The organism is Zhaonella formicivorans, from assembly GCF_004353525.1.
Taxonomy (GTDB): Bacteria; Bacillota; DUOV01; order DUOV01; family Zhaonellaceae; genus Zhaonella; species Zhaonella formicivorans.
In genome coordinates this window covers 2,815,670-2,838,489 of record NZ_CP085524.1, presented here as the reverse complement: position 1 = coordinate 2,838,489, position 22,820 = coordinate 2,815,670, and the positions used below count along the sequence as shown (strand labels likewise).

Genomic DNA, 22,820 nt, shown 5'->3' with positions numbered 1-22,820 from the left:
ATTTTTCTGTCACGCATAGTAATTAGCAAATCTTGTGCCAAAATAATAATAAACTTAGTCTTTTTTCAATGCTTGTTGTATCAAAGGCAAACAAAAATACCCAAATAAATTGGGTAGCATTTACAAGCTTATTTGTAAAAAATTTTTACTTTAAATTCAAAAAATTTTGCATTTTAGTAAATTATTAAGCTGCTTTAAGTTAAGCCGTACTTTTTTAGCTTATAGTCAAGGTTTTGCCGGCTTAAGCCTAATTTTTTTGCCGTTTTATTTAAATTACCATTACTATCTTTTAATACATTTATAATGGCTTCTTTTTCTACAGCTTCCACAAACGACTTCAGATCCTTCCAACCTCTCTCCCTGGCCAATGCAATATCAACTGCTTGGCCTGGGTCTTGTAAAGAATTTACGTTGACTTTTTCAAAAAGCAGATATGGCAAGTGTTCTTTTGTTATTGTTTCCTCCTTATCAATAAGGTTCATGGCATGTTCTACAGCATGCCTTAATTCCCTGACATTACCAGGCCAGGAGTACTCCAGAAAGATTTGTATGACTTCATCTGAAACACCGCGTACCTTACGTTTAAAAACGCTGTTATAATAATTGATAAAATAGTCGGTCAATAAGGGGATATCTTCCCGCCGCTCCCTTAAAGATGGTATTTTAATTGTAACCACGCCTAAACGGTAAAAAAGGTCCTGCCGGATTAAGCCCTGCTCAATTGCTTTAATTGGGGATATATTCAGCGCGCTGATTATTCTTGCCTTAACAATCCGTTCTTTGGTTTCTCCCACTCTCCTTAACCTGCCAGTTTCCAAGACTCTTAGTAACTTTGACTGCTGGCTAAGATTCATGGAGTTCAACTCATCTAAAAACAAAGTACCGTTTGCAGCTTCTTCATAAAGTCCGGCCCGTTCTATAGAACCAGTAAAAGCTCCTTTAGCAGTGCCGAATAAAATCCCTTCCAATAAATTTTCAGGTATGGCCGCGCAGTTTAGGGATACAAAGGGACCATTGATGCCGCTTTCGTTGTGAATGCTTTGAGCAAATAATTCTTTACCTGTGCCTGTCTCCCCAAAAAGCAAAATGGGGGAATCAGTTTTAGCGGCCTTACGCGCTATATTAATGCTGTTAATTAACAAAGGGCTCTGCCCAATAATCTGCTCAAACGTGTAACGGGCACTGGGGTCTTTGGCCAATGGTACTTCTGCCGACTCGTTATTGATAATATTCAATAGTTTTTTAAATCTAGTTATGTCTTTTGTTATAGTTAATGCCCCTATTAGCTCATTTTTATAAAACATGGGGTATGAACTGCTTACAGAAACTACGCGATGGCCCTGCACTGTGGTGTAGTCCTGAAAAACATCAAGGACCGGTTCACGATTGCGCAAAGCCCGTAAAGTTACGCTGGTATGTTCATTTAATTGAAAACATTCAGTAATATGCCGGCCAATTACAAAGTCCCGTTCAAGTTTGTCGAGTTTTTCATTAGCTCTGTTATAAAAAACCATGTAACCCTTTTGATCCACAATAAAAATACAGTCGTCCAATAAGTCTAGCATTGCTGTAAACGTCTTTGAAAGGTTAAGGCTTTCTACTTCTATCGGCTGACCGCTCACTGGATTCCCCCCTTCAAAGCATATATTAAAAAATTCTACTGATTCCATTAAATTCCTTTCTGTGCTGCTGACCATAGCTAAGACCTGTCACTTCTGTACCCTAGCTTTTATAATTTACTAACTGACACAGATTGATTACTTTAGCAGCTTAAGTAGAATTTCAAGTTTTAATCTATCTATTGGGTCCTCCAAGTCCACATTAATCAGTTCTTTTATCTCGTCTATCCTTTTTCTTACTGTATTTATATGGACAAAAAGCTGTTTTGCCGTAAGACTGTAATTCATCTGGCAGCCAAGATATGTTCTTAACGTTTTTAATAATTCTTTATGCTCATCCTTTATAAACAGCTCATTAAGATCTTTTAGCATAATTTCCATCTCATCTTCTTTAATATCTAGCCACGCAAATACTCCTAAATCAGAGTAGACAAGAAAATCCTCATCAGGGTATAAAAGCCTGCCAATGGCTATGGCCTGCTCGCTTCTTATATAATTCCTTTTTATTTCGTAAATACTGGTGCTTATATCTGCAATACCATACACTAAACTAATATCCTTAAATTTTTGCATTAATTTTTGTTTTAATTTTTTTGCGGCCCCTTTGATCAGCTGCAAATTTTTGTCCATAGAAGTTTTATCATCCGCCTGAATCAGAAAAACACAGCTGTTTTCGTCAATAACAGCCATTCTGGTGCTCAGTTGATTAATACTGTTACTGACAGTATTTTTCAGTTCCTCCATATAGCCTGTCAAATTTACTGCTTCATTTGTCTGCTTCATTTCCAGCAAATAGTAGTTTTTATTTGCGTCAATACCCAACTCTATTGCCCTTTTGACCAGCACCTCATCGTCTTTTATATGCCCTGCTATAATTTCAGATATGAACTTTTCAAATCCCTTGTCGCCTATGTTTTGTGCCACCAGTATTTGCTCATACAGTGACTGCAGCAGCAGAAAACCGATCCGTAAGGCAAACTGATCAAAGTAGTCTATCAGCCCGGTGGCCTCAACTACGACAAAATATGCCTTTACTTTGTCTCCGACGGAAATTGGCACGGTAATCCAGCTGTAAGGTTTCTCGTATTTTGCATCATAAAACCTGTATCTTACCATCTTTAAATTATCACACAACAACTCTTGAGTAATGCTGAATGAAGGATTCCAAAAGTCCTCTGTTTTAAGGCCATCAGCTAAGAATTTAAATTTAGGCGAGCTGTAATACGCCTTTTCACGATCTAAATCGTAGAGCATAGCTGGAAAATTCATTTCTTTTTCAATTTGCGAAAGTATCTTATTTATTTTACGCACCTGGTAAGGTAGATCGGTAAAGCTTTTAGGATTGATTTTGCCAATATTGAACTGCCTTATGTTTTTATTCATAACCAGTACATTAAGCTGGTTCATGATCTCCATCCAGGAAGGCTCCTCAGGTATACTGATAAGAGGTATATCATATTTGTTAAACGCTGCCATAATGTGTTCCGGGATATTTTTTATAAATCTCCGCTTTAGGCCTAGTCCTGAAATTTCCTTAAATTTATCTGTTTCAATATAGCTTTCAAACAATCCAGGGTTTTGTTGAAAAATATAGCCTGAAGATATAACCCACTCTTTGCCCTTGGTCCAGTTAAAACCGTCAGGTGCATCTAGTATCGCCACGCCCTGGACCTGCTTATCCAAACCCCCATGGCCTGCCAATACCTTAAAGCCAATAAAAAAATCTGTTTTTAAAATCTCCCTAAACGACAAGCCCATAATTACCGCCTGCCCTCATTGCCAGTTTATTAAGTACATTATACATCATTATGCATAGTAGCCAAGCCCTGGCTATTACCATCCCAGTAAATTATGGTTAAACATAAATGCACTAAGTTTCTATAGCTTAGTGCATTTGTTTCTTAATATTATTTATTGCTATTTTAACGGGCTAACATACTTTCTTCTTTCCGTCCGCTTATTAAACTCAGCTTTGGCAGCGTTTACTATGCTTGGGTCGTTTAACAAGTCATACATAATGCCGGACAAAACTTTAGCTGCAAAATGCATTCCTTTCATTCCTATAGATGAGCCCGATGAAGCCGTCGCCTGCCAGGAGTGATTAGCTACCCCCAATGGAAAACAAGCAGTAAGAAACAAGTTCATCGGCATGATCCAGGATACGTCCCCGCTGTCTGAGGAACCAGCAACTACCACAGAATTTGCCTTTTCCTTTTCTAATACCCCTTGATGGATATTTGCTTCTTCACCGTTAGCTTCAGGCATAAGTTTTTTTGTTTCACCTGCTACTGCTTGCGGGTCTAATGTCTCTTGAAGAGCTTTGGCAAAGGCCAGTTCTTCCTCAGTATACTTAGGCGCACCTATTTCCAACATGTTTTGATAGGTTAAATCAAATAGCACTTTATTAGGCAGCATTTCATAGCAACCGCTAATCACTTCATAGTCTACCGTGGTTTCTGTCATCATGGCTGCCCCCTTGGCCACCTTGAACAGTCGTTCCGTTATCTCTTCTACGTCCTTTCTGAAAGGTGCCCTTACATAATACCATGACTCAGCTTCCTTTGGCACAATGTTCGGTGCCCCGCCGGCATTGGTAATAGTGTAATGGATGCGGGCTTTTTCTATGACATGTTCCCTTAAATAGTTTGCCCCCACATTCATAAGCTCTACGGCATCCAAAGCGCTCCTCCCTGCCTCCGGTGATTGGCCGGCGTGAGACGATATGCCATGAAACCTGAACTTAATGGAATTCATTGCTAAAAATGCATGTTCCAGCGCAGTGTTTGCAGCCATTGGATGCCAGCTTAAGGCCAAATCACAACCCTCAAAGGCGCCCTTCTTGATCATCTTTACCTTACCTGCTAATGTTTCTTCTTCAGGACAGCCGTAAAACCTGATTGTCCCACTAAGCTTTGTCTCTTCCAAATATTTTTTGACTGCCAGCACTGCGCCTAATGCCGCCGTACCAAGCAAATTATGCCCGCAGCCATGACCAGGGCCGTTTTGCTTTATTGGGTTAAATTTTGTATCAACTGCCTGTGACAGTCCGGGCAGCGCGTCATATTCTCCCAGCACTGCAATGACCGGAGCACCACTGCCGTATTCTGCTATAAAGGCGTGTTCCATGCCCTCAATTTCCTTGACTTCAAAGCCATTTTCCGCCAGTAATATCCTGAATAAGTCAGCAGACTCCTTTTCTTCCCCTGAAACCTCCGGATTGCTCCATATTTTATGGCTTATTTCATTTAATTCATCTTTTTTCTGCTCCAAATAGCATAATACGTCAGCCTTTTGCAATTTTAATCCTCCCATGCAATCCTATAATTTCTTATTCTTATAGAGTGCTGCGGCAATAGCTATAGTACCAAATACTGAGCCTAAAGTGACGATGTAAGTAGGCCGTCCTGGTAAAAAGCCAAATACCCCTGCATTTAAGGCAATCGTAAGCAGTAATCCTATTCCCAATGCTATGGGAGCCAATTTTAGCCTCATCAGGGCAAATTGGACAAAAACAGCTCCAAATAACGATGGCAACAAGTAGTTAAATGCATTAATCACATTTTTAGGCAGCTTGGCTAGAATAGCAGCTCCTGCCAACACCCCAAACGCCAGAATAACAATATTTACAATTACTGATACTGCCATTCCCAGAGTTGAGATAATCGTGCCCTCTTGAGTCCCCGGTTCCACTCCAGCCACTTTTTGCGAAACTGCCGCTGTGGGTATCCTAAGATTTGAGATATTCCCCGTAATAAATGCCATATATGTTCCTGCTACGCCGATTATTGGGAAATATGAAATTGGTTCTATAACCCAGTTAATACCTACCGCACTGGCAATGGCTATAAATCCTGCAATGATTGCGCCTGCCGGCGGCATAATCTTAAATATTACCGCAAGAACCAGGGCAGGGCCAAAGGAAAGCAATACACCCAGCCAATTGGTCAGTTTACCCCATTTATTTATATAAGGTAAATATTCGCTTTCAAATACTTGTTTGTTATTTTCCATGTTGCAATGCCCTCCTTATTATAGGACTAAAATGCCAAAGCTACTAGCATCCCGCCAAACAGCGCTATTGCCAGGGCCCACTCTTTCAGCCATTTGATTTTTTTCTTGTCTGCTAACGGGGACAGAACCAGCATGATCGCCCCTCCTGCCAGTGCCGCAACGGTATTTTTATTTACTGCAGCCAGATGTCCTGATACCAAGGAACCAAAGGAGCCCAGCATAGCTGCAATTGATATTGCCTTAATAAGACCTTGATCGCCTTTGGCTATTTTTGCTTGGACCTTGTCCATTTTGTCGGCAGTCAAGGTCGCAAATATAATCCAGCCTATTGAACCGAGGATCATGGTCCAGACAGCGTTGGCAAAAGCCACGTTTGTCATTTGGTCTATACCCATTTTTACTCCTGCCGCTTCCGTACCAAAGCCTGCTGCCATCAGCTCAAACATTACCGATCCTATGAATGACAACCTCATCCAGGCCATCGGTCCACCTACGGTGACAAGCAGTGACAATAGCCCTGTTAAAATAACAAATGATGGTCCTATGGACGTGATCAGGCTGCTCTTCATGGCACTTTTCATTTGGTCTTCTGTTAAACCGATTCTCTTGCCTGTTTCATAGGATTTCTTGGCAAAGATAACAGCTTGAAATAAGACCAAAATTATTGCCAGGGCAGCTGCCATCCACATAGGAGCGCTATTGGCAATCTTTAAGTAATCCATACCTATTCCTTCCCCCTTAATGTATTGTTTTTGCTTATGTACTAACAGTAATATTTTCAATTATGTCGTTCAATGTAGAAAGTTACATTATTTATTCGAAATTATGAAAAAATTTTCATTGAAAAAGCTTAAATACGGGCTTTTAATACACTTGCACAATAAAACACCCCCTAGAAGCTAGAGGGTGTTTTGTAGAGCCCGCTTTTATAACTGCAATCCTTTTTTACTAAGGCTAATCTTTTCAGCTTCGCCATACCTTCCTCGCTGCCCTTGCTGCGGCAGGAAATTATATAGCCTAAAGGCCAGGGAAAAAACGCAGAGGACCAGGCCAAAGGGCAGCAGGGTTAAAAGATACTCTACCAAGGTAGGTGCATAAGGCCAAAAATTAGCAAAAACCGGCAGCCCTTCCTGGAACTGACCCAGGGCAATAGGGCAAGACCACCCCTCCACTTCCATCCCAGGGAGGGTAATGTTTAGGGGAAACTCGTTAAAAGCAGGGTACATCAGCATCATCCGGTGGACAAAAACCCCGATAAAGAGCAAAATGCTGCCCAGGATGAGAGAATTAAAGGAACCGTTCCCCTTTTTGGTAAAGAAATAAAGCATGGTAAAAGCCGGCAGTACCAGTTCTGCCGAGTAGAGCCATCCATAACGGCCAAAAAGCAGGTGTAAAAGGTTCTTAGCCTCATGGCTGCCCCACCACCAGTGCATCAGCAAATCTACGGAAACAAGGAAGAAATGCACTGCCAAGGCGCCTGCCACAATCCGGGCCAAGGTTTGAAAAGCTCCCCCGTATTGGGCAAAGTTGTCTTTCCCCACCGCCAATAGGGCAATGACCATGACCAGGGCAGTCCCGGAAGCCACCGCCATAGCAATAAAATCCGGGGGTAGGACTGCCGTGTTCCACCAGCCTCGGGAGCCTTGGGTAGCAAAAATCAGGGCGGTGACTGTATGAATTAAAATGGCAACCGGAAGCCCAACTACGGAAATCCTGCGCGCCCACTTGCGGGAGACTTCCTGAACCTGGTCCTGAGAAAGCTTTTTTGTCCAGCCGTTCAGAAAGCCACGGCCCTCTTTTTTCCAGTCCGGCAGCAGCTGGACATAGACGCTTAAGAAAGTCAGAACCATGTAAGTTGTAATCACAATCACGTCCCAAATCAGGGGTGAGCGAAAATTAGGGTGCAAAAGCAAATAGTAAAGCCTGTCTACCCGGCCCATATCAGGCAAAATCATGGCCGCAGCCCCCAATGTGCCGGCAAAGGCGGAAAGAGAGGCAATCCTGGTAAATGGCTTTAACTGTTCGATGTTAAACAAATATACTGAAGAAGATACAATCAAACCGCCGGCAGCAATTCCTACGAAGAAAGCAAAGGTAGCAATGTACAGCCCCCAGCTGAAAGGGTTGCGCATGTTAGTTACAATTAAGCCGTTTAAAAGTTGATATCCCCAGGTAAATAAACTGACCAGCAGCAGTGCTAAACCAATACCCAAAGCAAAATTATTCTTTTTCAACCATTCCACCTCCTATCGCCTCGGTTTGGTAGGTGCAAGATAAAAAACTTTGGGCGATGTGCCCAGTTCTTCCAGCAGCCGAAAGGTATGCCTTTCCCGCACCAGGCGGCTCACTTCTGAATTGGGATCATCCAAGTCCCCGAAAATGCGCGCATTAGCGGGGCACCCCCGTACACAGGCGGGAAATTCCCCCTTTTCCGTATACTGCACGCAGAAAGTGCATTTTTCCACTACACCTTTGGGGCGGTCCTGGGTATAAACCAAGCGGCCTTCCTTATCTCTGTAATCGTCAGGGTGGCCGTAATCATACCCTTGCATATAACCGGCCTTGGCTTTTGCCTTTTTGGCATCCTCCCAGTTAAATTGCCGCACTCCGTAGGGACAAGCGGCCATACAATAACGGCAGCCGATACAGCGCTCATAGTCAACAAGCACTACGCCCAACTCATCGGTATAAGTGGCCCCAACCGGGCATACCTTCTCACAGGGGGCGTTTTCACACATCTGGCAGGAGACAGGCAAAAAGTTCATCTGCAGCCGCCCCTCTTTGCCGACCGCACTCTGGTGCCAGCTGCTGCCAGGCGTGAACACCCGGTTCCACCAGGTGCCGGGCGGCTGGGCATTATGCTGTTTGCAGGATACCGCGCAGGAGCGACAGCCAATACAGCGGTCCAGGTCAATCACCATTCCCAGTTTCATTGCATTCCACCTACCTTTCTCACATCCACGAGACACTCATTCCAGGCCGTATTGGGAGCCCACATCCCCGGGACAAAGTAAGCCTCATGGGTCGGTTTGATGAAAGGGTAAGTCAAAGAGTTGTAGGAAGCCCCCTGCAGGTAGCGGCTCCACCAGCCTTGTTCAAAGACAACTACCTGTCTCCCCACTCCCGGGTCCAGGACAGCATAACCCTGCACTTTACCCCGGTCATTATAGAGTTCTACGGGCTCTCCCTCTTTGATCCCCTTGAAAGCAGCATCCTCGGGATTTAGCCAGACCCTTGGCTTGCCGTCCTGCAGTTCATTCATCCAGATATTGTTGGAATGGGTGGAGTGCACCCGGTAGATGGCATTGCGGGTAATGAGGGAAAACTTATATTTTTCCCTGGCCCCCGGGTTTAACGCATACTCGCTGTCCACAAAGGGCGGCTTATGCACCGGCAAGGCCTCACCCAGTTCCAGCATGATGTCCTCATCTTTGTAAAACTCAATGCGGCCGCTTTTGACAAACTGGGCCGTTTGTTCCAGTTTGGCGGGCAGGCTGACCGGAGGAAAGGGACGCTTAAAGTGTACCTGCTCATAAAAAGGAATTTGGCGGTAACCGGGCACCTCCGATTTTGCCCGCACCGGCCCTTTTTTCAGCTGCTTTAGGGTAATGCCTTCCACAGTAGGACCGCCGGTCTCGAGGAGCAGTTCGATTACTTTTTCAGCCGCCTGCTCATGGTCAAGGCCGGGGAAAAAGTGTTTTTCAAATTCCGGGTTAATTCTTTTGGCCAGTTCCCTGGCAATCCAAAATTCCGGCTTTCCTTCATAAACAGGCTTAACTACCGGCTGCTGCAATTGCAGGTAAGGGTGGACCGGAGAAGCTACCAGTTCCGTTTTTTCGTACCAGGAAACACCGGGCAGCACAACATGGCTGTAACGGCAGCTGGTGGACATCTGGAAATCCATGGTGACCACCAGTTCCAGTTCCCCTTCTTCCACCATCTGCCGCAGCCGGTTGGCCATATTGTGCTGGTCAAAGGGGTTACCCCAGCCTATGACGAGAGCCTTAATCCCGTTCTTGGGCCACTGGGCTTTCATCTGCTTCGTTGGACCGTGTAAGATGTACAGCCAAGGAAGCCAATTTTGCTTTTTGCCTTCGGGAACCCACCATGCTCCTAAATTTAAACGTACCCGGTACTGGCCCGCATAAGTGGATATCCCTGCTCCCGGGTTGCCGATGTTGCCGGTCAGGACAGGTAAAAGCGCGATAGCCCGGCCTTTCAAATCGCCGTGATACCACTGGTAATTGCTGGCCCCGTAGACGATATGCAGCGGTTTGGTGGCAGCCATCTCCCGGGCAAGGCGTACAACCGTATCTTTCGGCACGCCGGTTTCCCGCTCCACGTAGTCGGGAGTATAGACGCTCAAGCTTTCTTTTAACAGCTGAAAAGCCGGTTTGGCCTTGACCTTTTGACCGCTCTTTAATTCCACTTCTATTTCGCCTTCCAAGGCTATATTCAGTGGCAAGTCCAGCTTTTCCGGGTGGACAGCCAAAAACTCTCCGTTATACGCCACGTATGATTCACGATAGGGCGGTACGTCTGCCGGTTTTGACAGGCCCTTGACTTCTTCCGCTTTGAGGCGCTTCTGGTTGTCAATCCGCACCAAAAGGGGTAAATCGGTATAGGTCTTAATAAATTCAGCATCGTATAATTGCTCTGCAATGATCACCCGTGCAATTCCCAAAGCCAGAGCAGCGTCACTGCTGGCCTTCAGGGGCACCCACTGGTCGGCCTTGGCTGACGTGGGAGTGAAATTTGGGTCAAAAACAACCAGTTTTGCCCCCCGGTTTCTTGCCTCTACCAAAAAATGGGCGTCTGGCAGGCGTGTAGCCAAAATATTTGAGCCAAAAACGGCTACATAGCGTGAATTAAGCCATTCTAAAGGCTCCAGTTCCTCGGTTTGCACGCCAAAAGTCATGGGCCAGAACATAGGCAGGTCGCCGTTTTGGTCGTAAGGATGGACCAAGTTCCAGCCAGCCAGGGTAGCCAGAGCAACCACAGCCCCTTTATGGACATAGCCGGTCCCCCCTACCTGAAAAATCACTGCCACCGATTCCGGTCCATATTTCCTGGCAATTTCCTGCAAGCGACCGGCGGCGTAATCCAGGGCCTCATTCCAGGATACTTCTTTAAATTCTCCCTTACCGGGCTTTCCTTTGGCAATGAGCGGTTTCTTAATCCGGTCGGGGCCGTAAATCAGGTTCATCATGGAAAGGCCTTTCAGGCAGCCGCGGGGGTTATACTCGGGCTCCGGATAATCTGCTGCCTGAATAATTGTCTTAATTTCCCCGTCCACCACCTGGGCAATCATCCCGCAAGCCCCGGTACAGTTTGGCGAACAGGTGGTCCGGATATATTTCACTTCTTTCGGGGCTTTACCTTCTGCTGCAGCTTTTTGCACAAATTTAGCCGTCCCGGTAGTCGCCAGCAGGGCCCCGGTTGCTGCCGAAGCCTTTAAAAACTGGCGGCGGGTCAGCTTAAATTTCTTTTTGTCCAACTTCAAACACCTCCGATTCTGGTTTTTTGGAGAGCAAGGACAACGTAAAACAGGCTGTTAAAAATTTAACAAAGTTGCTTATCTTACTCTTGTAGCAAAAAACGTGCCAAATCGCTCCCGCTCACAGGTCCCGTCAAATCAATGCTTATGGGCGATTCCCTCACACTCAGTCTCTATAAATCGCGAAAATGTCTCTAAAAAATTAGAACAAAATAAAAAGAGCAGGATTTCCTCCTACTCTTCAACCTTTTCAATTTTACAGGCGGCAATTTTGAAAATGGGCTGTTTGGAAACCGGGTCTACCCAATTTAAGGTCAGGTGATTGGCCGCCTGCTTTAACCCCTGTTCCCCCGGGTCCAAATCCCCAAAATGAAAAGGCATAAACAGCTGGCCGGGGGCCACAGTGTTTTTTAGCAAAGCCTTCACCTCAACCCAGCCGCGCCTGGAAGTAAGGCGTACCTTTTGCCCGTCCCGGATGCCAAGCTTCTCCGCATCGGCAGGGTTGATTTCCACAAACCCCTCCTCCGCCAGGCAGTGCAGTTCGGGAACCCGTTTGGTCTTGGTCCGGGTATGAAAATGTTCAATCATACGACCGGTATTTAGCCAGAAAGGATAGTGCTCATCAGGAACTTCGGGGGGCGCCTCATAGTCCACTGCCCACAGTTTAGCCCTTCCTTCAGGGTCGTTGAAAGGTCCGTAAGCCTGGGCCACATCCGGTCGGGTAGGAAAAAATCCGTCAGCATACAGGCGGGCTGTCCCCGGGTGTTCCTCCGATGGGCAAGGCCACTGCAATCCTCCCTCTTGTTCCAAACGCCGGTAGGTCATGCCTCCCATGTCGTTGGGGCGTCCCCGGGAAAGCAGCTTCCATTCTTCAAAGGCCTCCTCCGTATTTCGCCAGGGGAAAAGCTTGGCGGCGCCCAGCCTCTTGGCCACTTCCAGTAAAATGTCAAAATCCGCTTTGGCCCGACCGGGCGGTTCTACAGCCTTATACCCCACATTGACCCGTCTTTCCGCGTTGGTGTAAGTACCGGTCTTTTCTCCCCACTGGGCGGCAGGCAGGAAAATATCGGCATAAGCGGCTGTTTCCATGGGGTAATAAATATCCTGGACCACCAGGAAAACCTTGTCCAGCATTTCCCGCACATAACCCTGTTGGGGCAGTGAAACGGCAGGGTTGGTACCCATGGTCCAAAGAAATTTCAATTCACCCCGCTCGATCATTTGCATCATCTTCATGATATCGTTGGTTCCGGCAGGAATTTTCCCCGCATCGACCCCCCAAAAGTCAGCTACTTCCTGTCGATGCACAGGGTTGGACTGATTGCGGAAACCCGGCAAGGAACCACTTCCCCCTACCTCCCGGTTGCTCATGGAGGAAGCTTGCCCGGTAAGGGAAAAGGGCGCAGAACCCGGTTTACCGATTTTGCCGGTAATGAGATGCAGGTTGTTGATTAGGGTTACCGTCTCCGCCGCGGCCATGCTCTGGTTAACCCCCTGGCAAAAGACGGTGGTGGCCGCAGGCGAACGGCCAAAGAGCAGGGCCGCCTCTGCAATTTTACCGGCGGGCACCCCCGTCAGTTCCGCAGCCTTCTCCGGCGGGTAGCGCCTGACCACTTCCTGCAGTTCCCCAAAACCGGTGGTGTGCGCAGCAATGTACCTTTCATCTATTAATTTCTCTTCCAGCAGCACATAAGCCATGCTGTTCAACAAAGGAACATTGGTCCCCGGACGCAAGGCCAGGTGCAAATCTGCCACCCGGGCAGGCAAGGTGGTGCGGGGATCGGCCACAAGCAATTTAGCCCCGTTTTTTTGCCGGTTCCGCATGATGCGTCGCCAAAGCTGGGGATGCATTTCGGCCGGGTTCGCGCCGCAAACAAAAATCAAGTCTGCTGCATCCAGGTCCTCGTAACAGCCAGGCGGCCCGTCAGTGCCAAAGGAACGGGCGTAGCCATAGACTGTTGCCGCCATACACAGCCGGGTATTGGAATCGATGTTTGGGGTGCAGAGAACCCCCTTGGCCAGTTTGCCCAGGGTGTAATACTCCTCCAGCAAAAATTGGCCCGTGTGGTAAATGCCAATAGAGGTAGGGCCAAAGGCCCTGAGATTCTGCTGCAGTTTTTCCACCAGCAGCCCCAAAGCCTCATCCCAGCTAACCGGTACCAGCCTGCCTTTTTTGCGTACCATGGGCTCGGTAGCCCGCTCCGGATGGTGCAACACCTTCCATTCGTACAACCCCTTGACACATAGCCTGCCCCGGTTAACGGGATAATTAGTATTACCCTGCACCGCCACAGCTTGGCCCTGGCGAACGCCGATATACAGGCCGCATCCGACCGCGCAGTAGCCGCAGGTGGAATAAACCCAGTGGTCAGGAGTTACGCCGGCTGAGGACCCGGTAGCAGCGCTGCTGTCAAAACATGATCTTATGGCTCTCCTCAGTTCACTGTCCATAACGGCCCTCCTCGCTAACAGTCGGTAATAGCATATTTTTTCAGCTTTTGATATAAGCCGGAGGGGTGAATACCCAGGATTTTGGCCGCTTTCTGCTTATTTCCCCCGGCCAGCTGCAGAGCTCGCCGGATAGCTTCGATTTCCGCGTGGGCAACAGCAGCGCCTAATTCCAGACTACCGGCTTTTGTTCCCTGTTCCAATAAGATGCCGGGCAGGTGATGAGGCCCGATGAGCTGTTCCTCGGGGTCCAAAAAGTTAAAAGCATGTTCCAGGACATTTTCCAGCTCCCGCACATTGCCGGGCCAGGAATAGGATAGAAAAATTTGTTCCACTTCGGGCTCAATGCCAGCCACTTTTTGCCCGTAAGTACGGCCCAGTTTATCGATAATTTCCCGGGTGAGAAGCAAAAGATCATCGCGCCGCTCCCTGAGGGGAGGAATATGCAAATTTATAACCGCCAAACGGTAATAAAGGTCGAGACGAAATTGCTGCTCGTCAATTAACTTTCGCAAGTCCCGATTGGTGGCCGCAATTACCCTGACATCCACTGTAATAGTTTTGCTGCCGCCAACCCGCTCAAAAGTTTTCTCCTGTAGCACCCGCAGGATTTTTGCTTGCATAGCCAGGGGCATGTCTCCTATCTCATCCAGAAAGATAGTGCCGCCGTTAGCCAATTCAAATTTCCCCGGTTTACCTCCGCGAACCGCTCCCGTAAAAGCTCCTTCTTCATAGCCAAAAAGCTCTGACTCCAATAGGTTTTCCGGAATGGCGGCACAGTTGATTTTGATAAAGGGTTCACCGTTCCTGCGGCTGGCGTTATGAATGGCCTGGGCAAAGAGGCCCTTCCCGGTCCCGCTTTCCCCGGTAATAAGGACATTGGCTTCCCCCCGGGCTACCCGCTGGGCCAACTGCACCAGTTTTTTAATTGCGAGGTTTTCCCCGCGAATTGCCTCAAAGGGTGAACGGGAACGCCGCAGTTCTTTCAATTCCTCTTTATAGAACATCAGCTTGCTTTCCAGAAGATGAAAACGTTCCGTCAAATCCTTCAGGTCCTGATCTTCAAGACTTTCTTTGGCTACCAGTTTGCTTAAGCCCCCTAAAACCTCATTCCCGCTTTTGATAGGCACTTCCGATAAAAAAAGGGTGCGTCCCCGGTAGCGGACACCGGTATCAAGAAATGCCTCCCCATGGCGCATTACCTCGGTCATACGGGTAAAAGGCACTACTTTTTCAATGGAAAGACCTGTTGCCTCCTCTTGTGCAATCTCCAACAGCTGAGAATACTGTTTGTTTAACATCACCAACCGGCCCTGGCGATTGACCACTGCGATGCCTAAAGGCAGGTCTGCCAAAATAGCTTCGTAAAGGGAGATCAGGACTTGTAAGGTTTGCACTTCTTCCGCCTCGCCGCCGGCTGCGCCGGCTCCCTGCAAACAAACCAGCACACTATGAAGCTCTCCGTCTTCCAGAACAGGAAGATAAGTGATGTTTATTTTGGCTTCTTCCAGGGTCTGCTCACAGCATAAAGCCTGGCCGGTAGTATAGACCTCCAGAATCCTGGTTTCCGGGAAAAATTCCGTTAACCTGCGTCCGCTGGCTTCCGCCGGCGTAATTTTGAGCAACTGCGCTGCCCCGGGGTCCATAAAAGTAACTATGCCCCGGCGATCAACCAGGATTAACCCCGGATTAAGCAATGACTGCTGTTTTGCGAAAGCCGCGAGCATTGTCTCACCTCCGTCAGAGCCTGTTAAATTTTGCAACATTTAGCCGGCCTTTCCGCTAGTGTAGCATGCAAATTAAACCCTGTCTGTAACCCGCATCACTCCGCCTATGCTTTGGGTAGCGTAAACCAGACTGTAGTCCCTTCCCCTAGTTTGCTTTTAATGCCAATTTTTCCGCCATGATTTTCAATCACATGTTTAACAATGGACAAACCTAAACCGGTGCCGCCCAGTTGGCGGGAGCGTGCTTTGTCAACCCGGTAAAAACGTTCGAAAATCCGGGGCAGGTCCTCCTTGGGGATGCCTATACCGCTATCCTGCACTTCCACCCGTATCTCCTTTTCCTTGGGAACTGCCGATACCAGTATCTTTCCACCCGGCGGAGTATATTTAATTGAATTATCGATTAGGTTTAAAAATACCTGGTAGAGCCAGTCCCGGTCCCCTTTCACCTTAGGAAGATCTTTTGGAACGATAATCTCTAGCTTTAGGTCCCCTTTGTCCAGCCTATGGTTTAATTCCAAAGCAATCTGGGATACAAGCGAGTTCAGTTCTACCGGTTGCATCACCATCTTGACCTTTTTTGATTCAATCCTAGCCAAATCCAGCAGATCTTCCACCAGCCTGTTCAATCTTTCGGCTTCCTGATCAATGATGCTGACAAACCTCTTGCTGGCTACAGGGTCTTGCAAAGCGCCATCAAGCAGAGTTTCGGCAAAGCCTTTGATGGCAGTGAGTGGTGTACGCAGTTCATGGGAAGCATTGGCCACGAATTCGGTCCGCATTTGTTCCAAACGACGCATGGCAGTGATATCATGCAGCACGATCAGCACGCCTTTTGCCCTGCTCTCACCGGGCAAGGGGGCAAAGTAAGCCCGCAAGAATCTCTCCTCAGGAAAAATAGTCTGCAGGTCAGCAGTCACTACCTCTTCTGTTTTCAAGGCCTCCTGCATTTTTTCATTTAAATGATAATTGCGGAGCACTTCCAGGTTATGCTTGCCAGTTGCCTCTTTTGCTTTAATGGCAAAAATAGCTTCCGCAGCCGGGTTGGCCAACAAAATCTCCCCTTTGGCATTTAAAAGCAAAACACCGCTCACCATGTAGTTCAGCACCGTCTCCAAACGGTCTTTGGCAAAGGAGAGCTCAGCCACTTTTTCCCGGATGGTGTTTGCCATTTCATTAATTATGGCCCCCAGCTGTCCAATTTCATCGTGGGAACGGGGGTAAATTTTCAGGCTAAAGTCACCGGCAGTTATCCTGCGGGCCACTCTGGCTATTTCCTGCAAAGGCTCAGTAAGACTTTGCGCAAAACTAATGCTCAGCAAAATTGCCGCGAGAGCCGCCAAAATTGTTCCGGCTAAGAGCAATTTAGTCACGGCGAAAGGCACGAGTCTCGCTTGAGCCAGGGGGACAGCCAGCCGGATTATTCCCAGCACAGTGCCGTCGACAAAGATAGGCTTGGCCACGTAGAGCAGGTTATCATCCATTGTTGCGCTGTGCCTGACATCGGTACCCAGGCCCTTATGCAAAGCTTGTTGTATTTCCGGTCGTTCCAAATGGTTTTCCATAGTCAGGTAAGAGGAACGGGAGTCGGCTAAAACATACCCGTTTTTATCGATTATGGTTACCCTGGCCCCTATATTTTTGTCCAGACTGGAAGCCAAAGGGTTGAGCTCCGCCGGGCCACCGGCCTGGAGCTCCTCTACAACTAATTCACTGATGACTGACGCCTGCTTGATCATTTCCTGCTTTAAACTTTCCCGGTTATAGTCCCGTAAGGAGTACTCCAGAAAACCGCCGGTGATGAAGAGGGTTGTCAAAATCAGCACCAGGTATGTGACAATCAACTTTGAGCGAATGCTGGTGAACATTACTCTTGCTCCTTAAATTTATAGCCAACTCCCCGTACTGTCAAAATGTATTCCGGATTGCCAGGAGTGGGTTCAATCTTTTCCCGCAGGTGTCTGATATGCACATCGATGGTCCTGGTATCGCCGAAATAATCGGCCCCCCATACCGCCTCGAGCAAATAATCCCTGCTGAAAACCCTGCCCGGGGATTTGAGCATCAATTCCAGCAACTGATATTCGGTTAATGTTAAGTCTACTTCCTTGCCTTTAACCAATACCCGGTGCTGCTCGGGGATCAGCGTTAAATCCTTTAACTTCAGCTCACTGCCGGTTTTGCCAGGATTAATTTCTTCTACGCGACGCAATATAGCTTTAACACGGGCCAGCAATTCCCTGGGGCTGAAAGGTTTAGTCAGGTAATCATCTGCCCCCAGTTCCAGCCCCAGCACCCGGTCCAGTTCAGCCGTCCGGGCGCTTAGCATTAAGATGGGCACTTTGCTTCGCTGCCTAATCCGCTTGCAGACTTCCAAACCATCTATACCCGGGAGCATAATGTCCAAAATAACCAAATCAATTTGCTCGGCTGCTACCGTTTCTATAGCATCCAGGCCGTTATCGCAATGTACGGTTTGGTAACCTGCATTCTCCAAGTTGAATTTCACTAATTCCACAATAGTCGGTTCATCGTCCACGATCAAAATTTTATGGGCCATAGCCATCCTCCCTTGCACTCCCATGTACCATGTATAAAGTAAACTTTCAACTTTAGGATATTTTATACCCAATTTACGCTTGTCCACGGTTTTTCTACAGAATAATATTAACATACTTACCAATACTAAACCATATGATGCAGAGGTTGTGGGAAGGCGGGTTAAACATGGGTGAAAATACGCTGCTGGATGCGCTCAACTGGTTCCTGCTGCTGGAGAAAGGACAAGTGGAATTCTACCACCATCTCAGTCAAGCCACGGATGATGCCGAACTGTGCCACGGTTTGCAGAGGTTTAAAAAAGTTGAGGAGGAACATGTAAAAGTAATTGCTGCTAAGATAAACATCCTGGAACTGGACCAAAGTCGTATAAAGAAAGCATTAGGTGCCGTTGCAAGCGCCGGTCTACCAGTCTTTGGTCAAATCGTAGGCAGGGTTTCCAACCTGGCCGGAATGGCAAACATGCTCAAAGCGGGTTATTTGACGGAAAAACTGGCTATCAGGGATTACCGCAAGCTAATCAATGCCGTAGATGATGCGGAAATTCGAGATATGCTCTGGAGCAACCTGATAGACGAAGAAAGCCACTGCCTGTGGCTTTATAAAAAAGCAAAAGAGCTTAAGAAACAACGCCTAAAAACGTGAACTTAGGTTACAACCTATTGCTTCAACGTCTTCACCCAGAAGCCTCCCCGGAAATTTCTGGGCTCGTGGGAGATGATAAAAGCCTTTTCGCTGATGGAATCCACCAATTTAAAAAGGTGGGGCTCAAACTTGCGTTTGGTGAGCACCTCCAAGACCAGCCTGGCTCCGTCTCTCCCTTCAGCCAGCCAGCTGGTCACTCCGTATCCTTGCTCGCGCAGCATCTCCGCTAACTGGCTGTCCTCTTGCCCGGTTATTATTTGGACCGTCACGTAGCCCAGTGCTACCCATTCCTCAATTTTACTGCCTACCAGGACACCTATGGCGTAACCAACGCAGTATGCTGCCAAATTTTTGGGGTCATCGAGATTTTTTAACACTAGGGATAAGCCGGTCATATAGATGAAAACTTCTACGGCGCTAATCATGGAAGCCAGAGTTCTTTGCCCTTTTAAAGTAAATATCATGCGCACCGTGAAAAAAGATACATAGATTATTTGGATTCCCAAAATAATTAAGATCATCATCATTTTTAGATTTCTCCCCTCGATCGTTTTCCTCTGCCATCTTATCACAGATCCGGTGCAAACCGGGTAGAAAAATGCGCATACAGTAAAAGGTAGCTTTTTCAAGCTACCTTTTAAAATTCCAGGCTTCCGTATTATATTTTTCCCGTTCCAACTTTTGGGCCAGTTCCTGTTCTGCCGGCGTTAAGTTTTGCTGTTCCAAGCTAACACCCAAACCTTGGGCAAAGCCCGTGGTAAAAGCTTCCACTGCCTGGCTGTAAGTGACCTCTCTGCCTAAAACCTCATTGACTGCACAAGCCTGGGACTTAAACTTTTCTGCCAGTTTAGCCCTAAGGCCTTCATTGGAAAATTTTAACACAGAAAATAACTTTTCCGCATCCAAACTCAATGGAATAGAACCATGCTGGAGAATAACACCGTGCTTTCTGGTCTGGGCGCTGCCGACCAATTTACGCCCTTCAAAGACAATTTCGTACCACGAGGGGGAATCAAAACAGGCCGCTGTTCCTTTCTCCTTCTTCACATGGGAAGCAATCTCGGCTTGTATACCCAGCTTAGCAAGGCCGGCAACAATCCCCCGGCTGATCTTCAAATAGGATTCTAACACAGTGCCGGAAACCACCGGATTATCTTCCCTGGCCACAATGCTGTAGGTTAATTCCACGTCATGCAGGATGGCCCGCCCACCGGTAAGCCTTCTGACGTAATGGAAGCCTGCTTTTTGGCAGGCTTCCACATCAATTTCCCGTTTCATGTCCTGGAAATAGCCTATGGTAACCGTAGGCGGCTGCCAGGCATAAAAACGCAAGGTGGGCGGTACATTCCCCGCGGCATGTTCCAGGAGGATAGCTTCATCCACCGCCATGTTCCTGAAACCACCGGCATATCCTGTGTCGATAAGTCTCCACTGTTGCATCTTATACCGCCTTCCTCAATAATAAAAAACTAACTTCTCTTGGCTGGTTGGAATGAGTCAGAGAACCGTCCCCTGACTCATTTGGCTTTCTTCCAGCGCAGGTCCGGCTGGCGGGCAGCCCTGACTTCGTCCAACCTGCCCACTACGGTGCTGTGGGGAGCAGTCCGTACCAATTCTGGATTTTCTTTGCACTCCTGGGCAATTTTAGCCATCGCTTCCGCAAAACCATCCAAAGTTTCCTTGCTCTCGGTTTCAGTTGGTTCAAACATCATAGCTTCCTCCACAATTAGCGGGAAGTAGATGGTGGGAGGATGGAAGCCATAATCAAGCAAACGCTTGGCAATATCCAGAGTATGAACGCCATACTCCTTCAGGTTCTTGGGAGTTACAATAAACTCGTGTTTGCAGTGCCTGTCAAAAGGCGAATAATAATATTGCGCCACCAGCTTTTTCAGATAATTGGCGTTAAGCACGGCGTTTTCCGTTGCTTCTTTTAAACCTTCCGCTCCCAGAGCCCGGATATAGGTATAAGCTTTTACCAGCACCCCGAAGTTGCCGTAGAAAGCTTTCATCCGTCCGATGGAATAAGGCAGATCATAGTTTAAATAGTACTTATCTTCATCTGCATTATACTCCACAGTTGGTTTCGGGAGATACTGGGTCAAGAATTCCTTGACACCTACCGGACCTGCTCCCGGTCCGCCTCCGCCGTGCGGTGTAGAGAAGGTTTTGTGCAAATTCAGGTGGACCACGTCAAAGCCCATATCGCCGGGACGAGCATAGCCCATAATAGCATTGGTATTGGCACCATCGTAGTACAAAAGTCCGCCGGCATCGTGCACAATTTTGGCAATCGCTTCAATATTGGTTTCAAACATTCCCAATGTACTGGGGTTAGTAAGCATCAAGGCCGCAGTTTCTTCGTTGACAGCCTGTTTTAAAGCCTCCAGGTCCACATCGCCATCGGCATTAGACTTTATTTCCACGATTTTAAAACCTGCTACTGCAGCTGTTGCTGGGTTTGTACCATGGGAAGAGTCGGGGACAATCACTTTTGTCCTTTTAGTATCGCCACGGTGCTGGTGGTAAGCCTTAATGATCTTCAGGCCCGTCAATTCCCCATGGGCACCTGCTGCCGGCTGCAAAGTCACTTTAGCCATCCCGGTGACTTCCGCCAGGTAACCGGCCAGCTCGTACATCATCTGCAAAGCCCCTTGAACAGTCTCTTCCGGCTGGTAGGGGTGAATCCTGCTGAAACCGGAGAGTCTGGCCATCTCTTCATTGACTTTGGGATTGTATTTCATAGTGCAGGAACCTAAAGGGTAAAACCCTGTATCCACACCGAAATTTTGCTGCGACAGCCTGGTAAAGTGACGCACCACATCCACTTCACTGACTTCAGGGAGTTCCGGTGCTTCCGTTCTCAAATACTCCTGGGGGATAAGGGCCGAAACTTCTTGTTCAGGCACATCAACCGCCGGCAGGGAATAGCCTCTACGTCCCGGCGAAGAAAGCTCAAAAATCAGTTTCTCTTTCACTTACATTCCCCCCAATCTTGCAGCCAAGAGATCGATTTCTTTCTTGGTCCTGAGTTCAGTGACACAGAACAGCACTGCATTATCCATATCCTTATAAAAACGCTTCAGCGGCAGCCCGCCCAAAATCTTATCCTTTAAAAGCTCTTTATTGACTTCATCCGGACATTTCGGCAGTTTTACCACAAATTCCTTGAAAAAGGGCGCCCTAAATACCGGCTCAACCCCGGGAATGGATGTGATTTTGTTAAAAGCATAATGGGCCTTTTGTAAAGATAGGTAGGCCATTTCCCTTAAGCCCTCTTTGCCCAGGGCGCAAAGAGTCATATTGGCCGCCAAAGCGCACAAGGCTTCGTTGGAACAGATGTTGGAAGTGGCCTTTTCCCTGCGGATATGCTGCTCCCGGGCCTGCAGGGTAAGCACAAAAGCCTTTTGTCCTTTATTGTCTATGGTAGCCCCTACAATCCGACCAGGCATACGGCGTACATATTTCTCTTTGGCAGCAAAGAATCCCAGGTATGGCCCGCCAAAGCTGATGCTGTTCCCGAAGCTTTGTCCTTCGCCTACTACAATATCCGCGCCGCATTTGCCCGGGGATTCCAAAATTCCCAGGGACACCGGGTCAACCACTGCCACTACCAGCAGGGCGCCGTTGGCGTGAGCCAGATCTGCCAAACTTCTTAGATCTTCAACATTTCCAAAGAAGTTGGGATACTGGACAATGATGGCTCCGGTATCTTTGGAAACAAGAGGCTCAAAGCTGCTGGCGGGAGAAACCCCTCCGGCGTGCTCCGCCACTCTTATCTCAATACCCTGCCCGGAAGCATAGGTTGCCAAGGTTTCCCGGTATTCAGGGTGAACAGCACTGGAGACAACAACCTGGCTTTTGCGGTCGCAAGCCATGGCCGCAGCTTCAGCCAGCGCGGAGGCGCCATCGTACATGGAGGCGTTAGCCACATCCATGCCGGTCAATTCGCAGATCAGCGTCTGGTACTCGTAAATTGACTGCAGTGTGCCCTGGCTGATTTCCGGCTGATATGGAGTATAAGCCGTGTAAAATTCAGAGCGGAGCAGCAGTTGATCTACAAAGCTGGGTATATAGTGGTCGTATGCGCCGGCGCCCAAGAAACTGATGTAATCGTCTATTGTTTCGTTCTTTTTGCTTAAGCCGGAAACAACTTTTTTCACTTCAGGTTCGGACAGGCCTGCCGGAATAGCCATTGGCTTTTTAAGCCGCAGGCTCTCCGGAATATCGCTAAACAGCTCCTCCACAGAACTGACACCGATAGCGGCGAGCATGGCCTGCCGGTCTTGCTCGGTGTGTGGAACATATTTCATT

The 22,820-nt window shown here is 47.7% G+C and carries 17 protein-coding genes; 1 reads left to right on the top strand and 16 read right to left on the bottom strand.

Annotated features, from left to right (window positions below; all coding sequences use genetic code 11):
- Window positions 1–194 precede the first annotated feature (194 nt).
- The 12 genes from EYS13_RS13880 to EYS13_RS13825 all read right to left on the bottom strand — a co-directional run bounded on the left by EYS13_RS13880 (window position 195) and on the right by EYS13_RS13825 (window position 17,862).
- The gene (locus tag EYS13_RS13880) at window positions 195–1,622 is read right to left on the bottom strand and encodes a sigma-54 interaction domain-containing protein (protein ID WP_227763909.1); all 1,428 of its coding nucleotides are present in this window, start codon (window positions 1,620–1,622) and stop codon (window positions 195–197) included.
- Between the two features lie 135 nt (window positions 1,623–1,757).
- Window positions 1,758–3,377: a PucR family transcriptional regulator gene (locus EYS13_RS13875; RefSeq protein ID WP_227763908.1), complete on the bottom strand. Its 1,620-nt coding sequence runs from the start codon at window positions 3,375–3,377 to the stop codon at window positions 1,758–1,760.
- 159 nt (window positions 3,378–3,536) lie between these two features.
- Window positions 3,537–4,916, bottom strand: a complete 1,380-nt coding sequence (locus EYS13_RS13870) for an amidohydrolase (protein ID WP_227763906.1) — start codon at window positions 4,914–4,916, stop codon at window positions 3,537–3,539.
- Between the two features lie 21 nt (window positions 4,917–4,937).
- A complete protein-coding gene (locus EYS13_RS16325) occupies window positions 4,938–5,630 on the bottom strand; it encodes a hypothetical protein (protein ID WP_265332390.1) in 693 nt (230 codons plus the stop codon).
- Window positions 5,631–5,656: 26 nt separating this feature from the next.
- Window positions 5,657–6,352, bottom strand: a complete 696-nt coding sequence (locus EYS13_RS13860; protein WP_227763903.1) for a DUF5058 family protein — start codon at window positions 6,350–6,352, stop codon at window positions 5,657–5,659.
- Between the two features lie 204 nt (window positions 6,353–6,556).
- Window positions 6,557–7,864 (bottom strand): NrfD/PsrC family molybdoenzyme membrane anchor subunit, encoded by a 1,308-nt coding sequence (gene nrfD / locus EYS13_RS13855; protein WP_227763901.1) that lies wholly within the window; start codon window positions 7,862–7,864, stop codon window positions 6,557–6,559.
- Between the two features lie 12 nt (window positions 7,865–7,876).
- Window positions 7,877–8,563, bottom strand: coding sequence for a 4Fe-4S dicluster domain-containing protein (locus EYS13_RS13850; RefSeq protein WP_227763899.1), 687 nt, complete (start codon window positions 8,561–8,563; stop codon window positions 7,877–7,879).
- Window positions 8,560–11,127 (bottom strand): molybdopterin-dependent oxidoreductase, encoded by a 2,568-nt coding sequence (locus EYS13_RS13845; RefSeq protein ID WP_227763896.1) that lies wholly within the window; start codon window positions 11,125–11,127, stop codon window positions 8,560–8,562. The genes EYS13_RS13850 and EYS13_RS13845 overlap by 4 nt, the downstream gene beginning before the upstream one ends.
- A gap of 234 nt (window positions 11,128–11,361) precedes the next feature.
- A complete protein-coding gene (locus tag EYS13_RS13840) occupies window positions 11,362–13,578 on the bottom strand; it encodes a molybdopterin oxidoreductase family protein (RefSeq protein ID WP_227763895.1) in 2,217 nt (738 codons plus the stop codon).
- 14 nt (window positions 13,579–13,592) lie between these two features.
- Window positions 13,593–15,302 (bottom strand): sigma 54-interacting transcriptional regulator, encoded by a 1,710-nt coding sequence (locus EYS13_RS13835; protein WP_227763893.1) that lies wholly within the window; start codon window positions 15,300–15,302, stop codon window positions 13,593–13,595.
- Window positions 15,303–15,406: 104 nt separating this feature from the next.
- Window positions 15,407–17,170: a two-component system histidine kinase PnpS gene (gene pnpS / locus EYS13_RS13830; RefSeq protein ID WP_227763891.1), complete on the bottom strand. Its 1,764-nt coding sequence runs from the start codon at window positions 17,168–17,170 to the stop codon at window positions 15,407–15,409.
- Window positions 17,170–17,862, bottom strand: coding sequence for a response regulator transcription factor (locus EYS13_RS13825; protein ID WP_227763890.1), 693 nt, complete (start codon window positions 17,860–17,862; stop codon window positions 17,170–17,172). Before EYS13_RS13825 ends, pnpS begins: the two co-directional genes overlap by 1 nt.
- A 167-nt stretch (window positions 17,863–18,029) precedes the next feature.
- Here EYS13_RS13825 and EYS13_RS13820 point away from each other — a divergent pair, with 167 nt between their 5' ends.
- A complete protein-coding gene (locus EYS13_RS13820) occupies window positions 18,030–18,506 on the top strand; it encodes a ferritin-like domain-containing protein (RefSeq protein WP_227763889.1) in 477 nt (158 codons plus the stop codon).
- Between the two features lie 14 nt (window positions 18,507–18,520).
- On the opposite strand, the gene EYS13_RS13815 is transcribed toward EYS13_RS13820, so the two are convergent.
- The 4 genes from EYS13_RS13815 to gcvPA all read right to left on the bottom strand — a co-directional run bounded on the left by EYS13_RS13815 (window position 18,521) and on the right by gcvPA (window position 22,819).
- On the bottom strand, window positions 18,521–19,033 hold the full coding sequence (locus EYS13_RS13815) for a DUF2179 domain-containing protein (RefSeq protein ID WP_265332389.1): 513 nt from the start codon (window positions 19,031–19,033) through the stop codon (window positions 18,521–18,523).
- A gap of 103 nt (window positions 19,034–19,136) precedes the next feature.
- Window positions 19,137–19,946 (bottom strand): lipoate--protein ligase family protein, encoded by an 810-nt coding sequence (locus EYS13_RS13810; protein ID WP_227763887.1) that lies wholly within the window; start codon window positions 19,944–19,946, stop codon window positions 19,137–19,139.
- Window positions 19,947–20,023: 77 nt separating this feature from the next.
- Window positions 20,024–21,484 carry an aminomethyl-transferring glycine dehydrogenase subunit GcvPB gene (gene gcvPB, locus EYS13_RS13805; protein ID WP_227763885.1) on the bottom strand — a complete coding sequence of 487 codons (1,461 nt, stop codon included), beginning with the start codon at window positions 21,482–21,484 and terminating at the stop codon, window positions 20,024–20,026.
- Window positions 21,485–22,819: an aminomethyl-transferring glycine dehydrogenase subunit GcvPA gene (gcvPA, locus tag EYS13_RS13800; RefSeq protein ID WP_277998210.1), complete on the bottom strand. Its 1,335-nt coding sequence runs from the start codon at window positions 22,817–22,819 to the stop codon at window positions 21,485–21,487. It abuts the gene before it with no gap.
- Window position 22,820 lies beyond the last annotated feature (1 nt).

What these genes read in the sequence shown, in the direction of transcription:
- EYS13_RS16325 (WP_265332390.1), bottom strand. Translation starts at nt 5,630, where the DNA reads ATGGAAAATAACAAACAAGTATTTGAAAGCGAATATTTACCTTATATA.
- pnpS (WP_227763891.1), bottom strand. Translation starts at nt 17,170, where the DNA reads ATGTTCACCAGCATTCGCTCAAAGTTGATTGTCACATACCTGGTGCTG.
- EYS13_RS13825 (WP_227763890.1), bottom strand. Translation starts at nt 17,862, where the DNA reads ATGGCCCATAAAATTTTGATCGTGGACGATGAACCGACTATTGTGGAA.
- EYS13_RS13810 (WP_227763887.1), bottom strand. Translation starts at nt 19,946, where the DNA reads ATGCAACAGTGGAGACTTATCGACACAGGATATGCCGGTGGTTTCAGG.
- EYS13_RS13835 (WP_227763893.1), bottom strand. Translation starts at nt 15,302, where the DNA reads ATGCTCGCGGCTTTCGCAAAACAGCAGTCATTGCTTAATCCGGGGTTA.
- EYS13_RS13820 (WP_227763889.1), top strand. Translation starts at nt 18,030, where the DNA reads ATGGGTGAAAATACGCTGCTGGATGCGCTCAACTGGTTCCTGCTGCTG.
- EYS13_RS13850 (WP_227763899.1), bottom strand. Translation starts at nt 8,563, where the DNA reads ATGAAACTGGGAATGGTGATTGACCTGGACCGCTGTATTGGCTGTCGC.
- EYS13_RS13815 (WP_265332389.1), bottom strand. Translation starts at nt 19,033, where the DNA reads ATGATGATGATCTTAATTATTTTGGGAATCCAAATAATCTATGTATCT.
- EYS13_RS13840 (WP_227763895.1), bottom strand. Translation starts at nt 13,578, where the DNA reads ATGGACAGTGAACTGAGGAGAGCCATAAGATCATGTTTTGACAGCAGC.
- gcvPA (WP_277998210.1), bottom strand. Translation starts at nt 22,819, where the DNA reads ATGAAATATGTTCCACACACCGAGCAAGACCGGCAGGCCATGCTCGCC.
- EYS13_RS13860 (WP_227763903.1), bottom strand. Translation starts at nt 6,352, where the DNA reads ATGGATTACTTAAAGATTGCCAATAGCGCTCCTATGTGGATGGCAGCT.
- EYS13_RS13875 (WP_227763908.1), bottom strand. Translation starts at nt 3,377, where the DNA reads ATGGGCTTGTCGTTTAGGGAGATTTTAAAAACAGATTTTTTTATTGGC.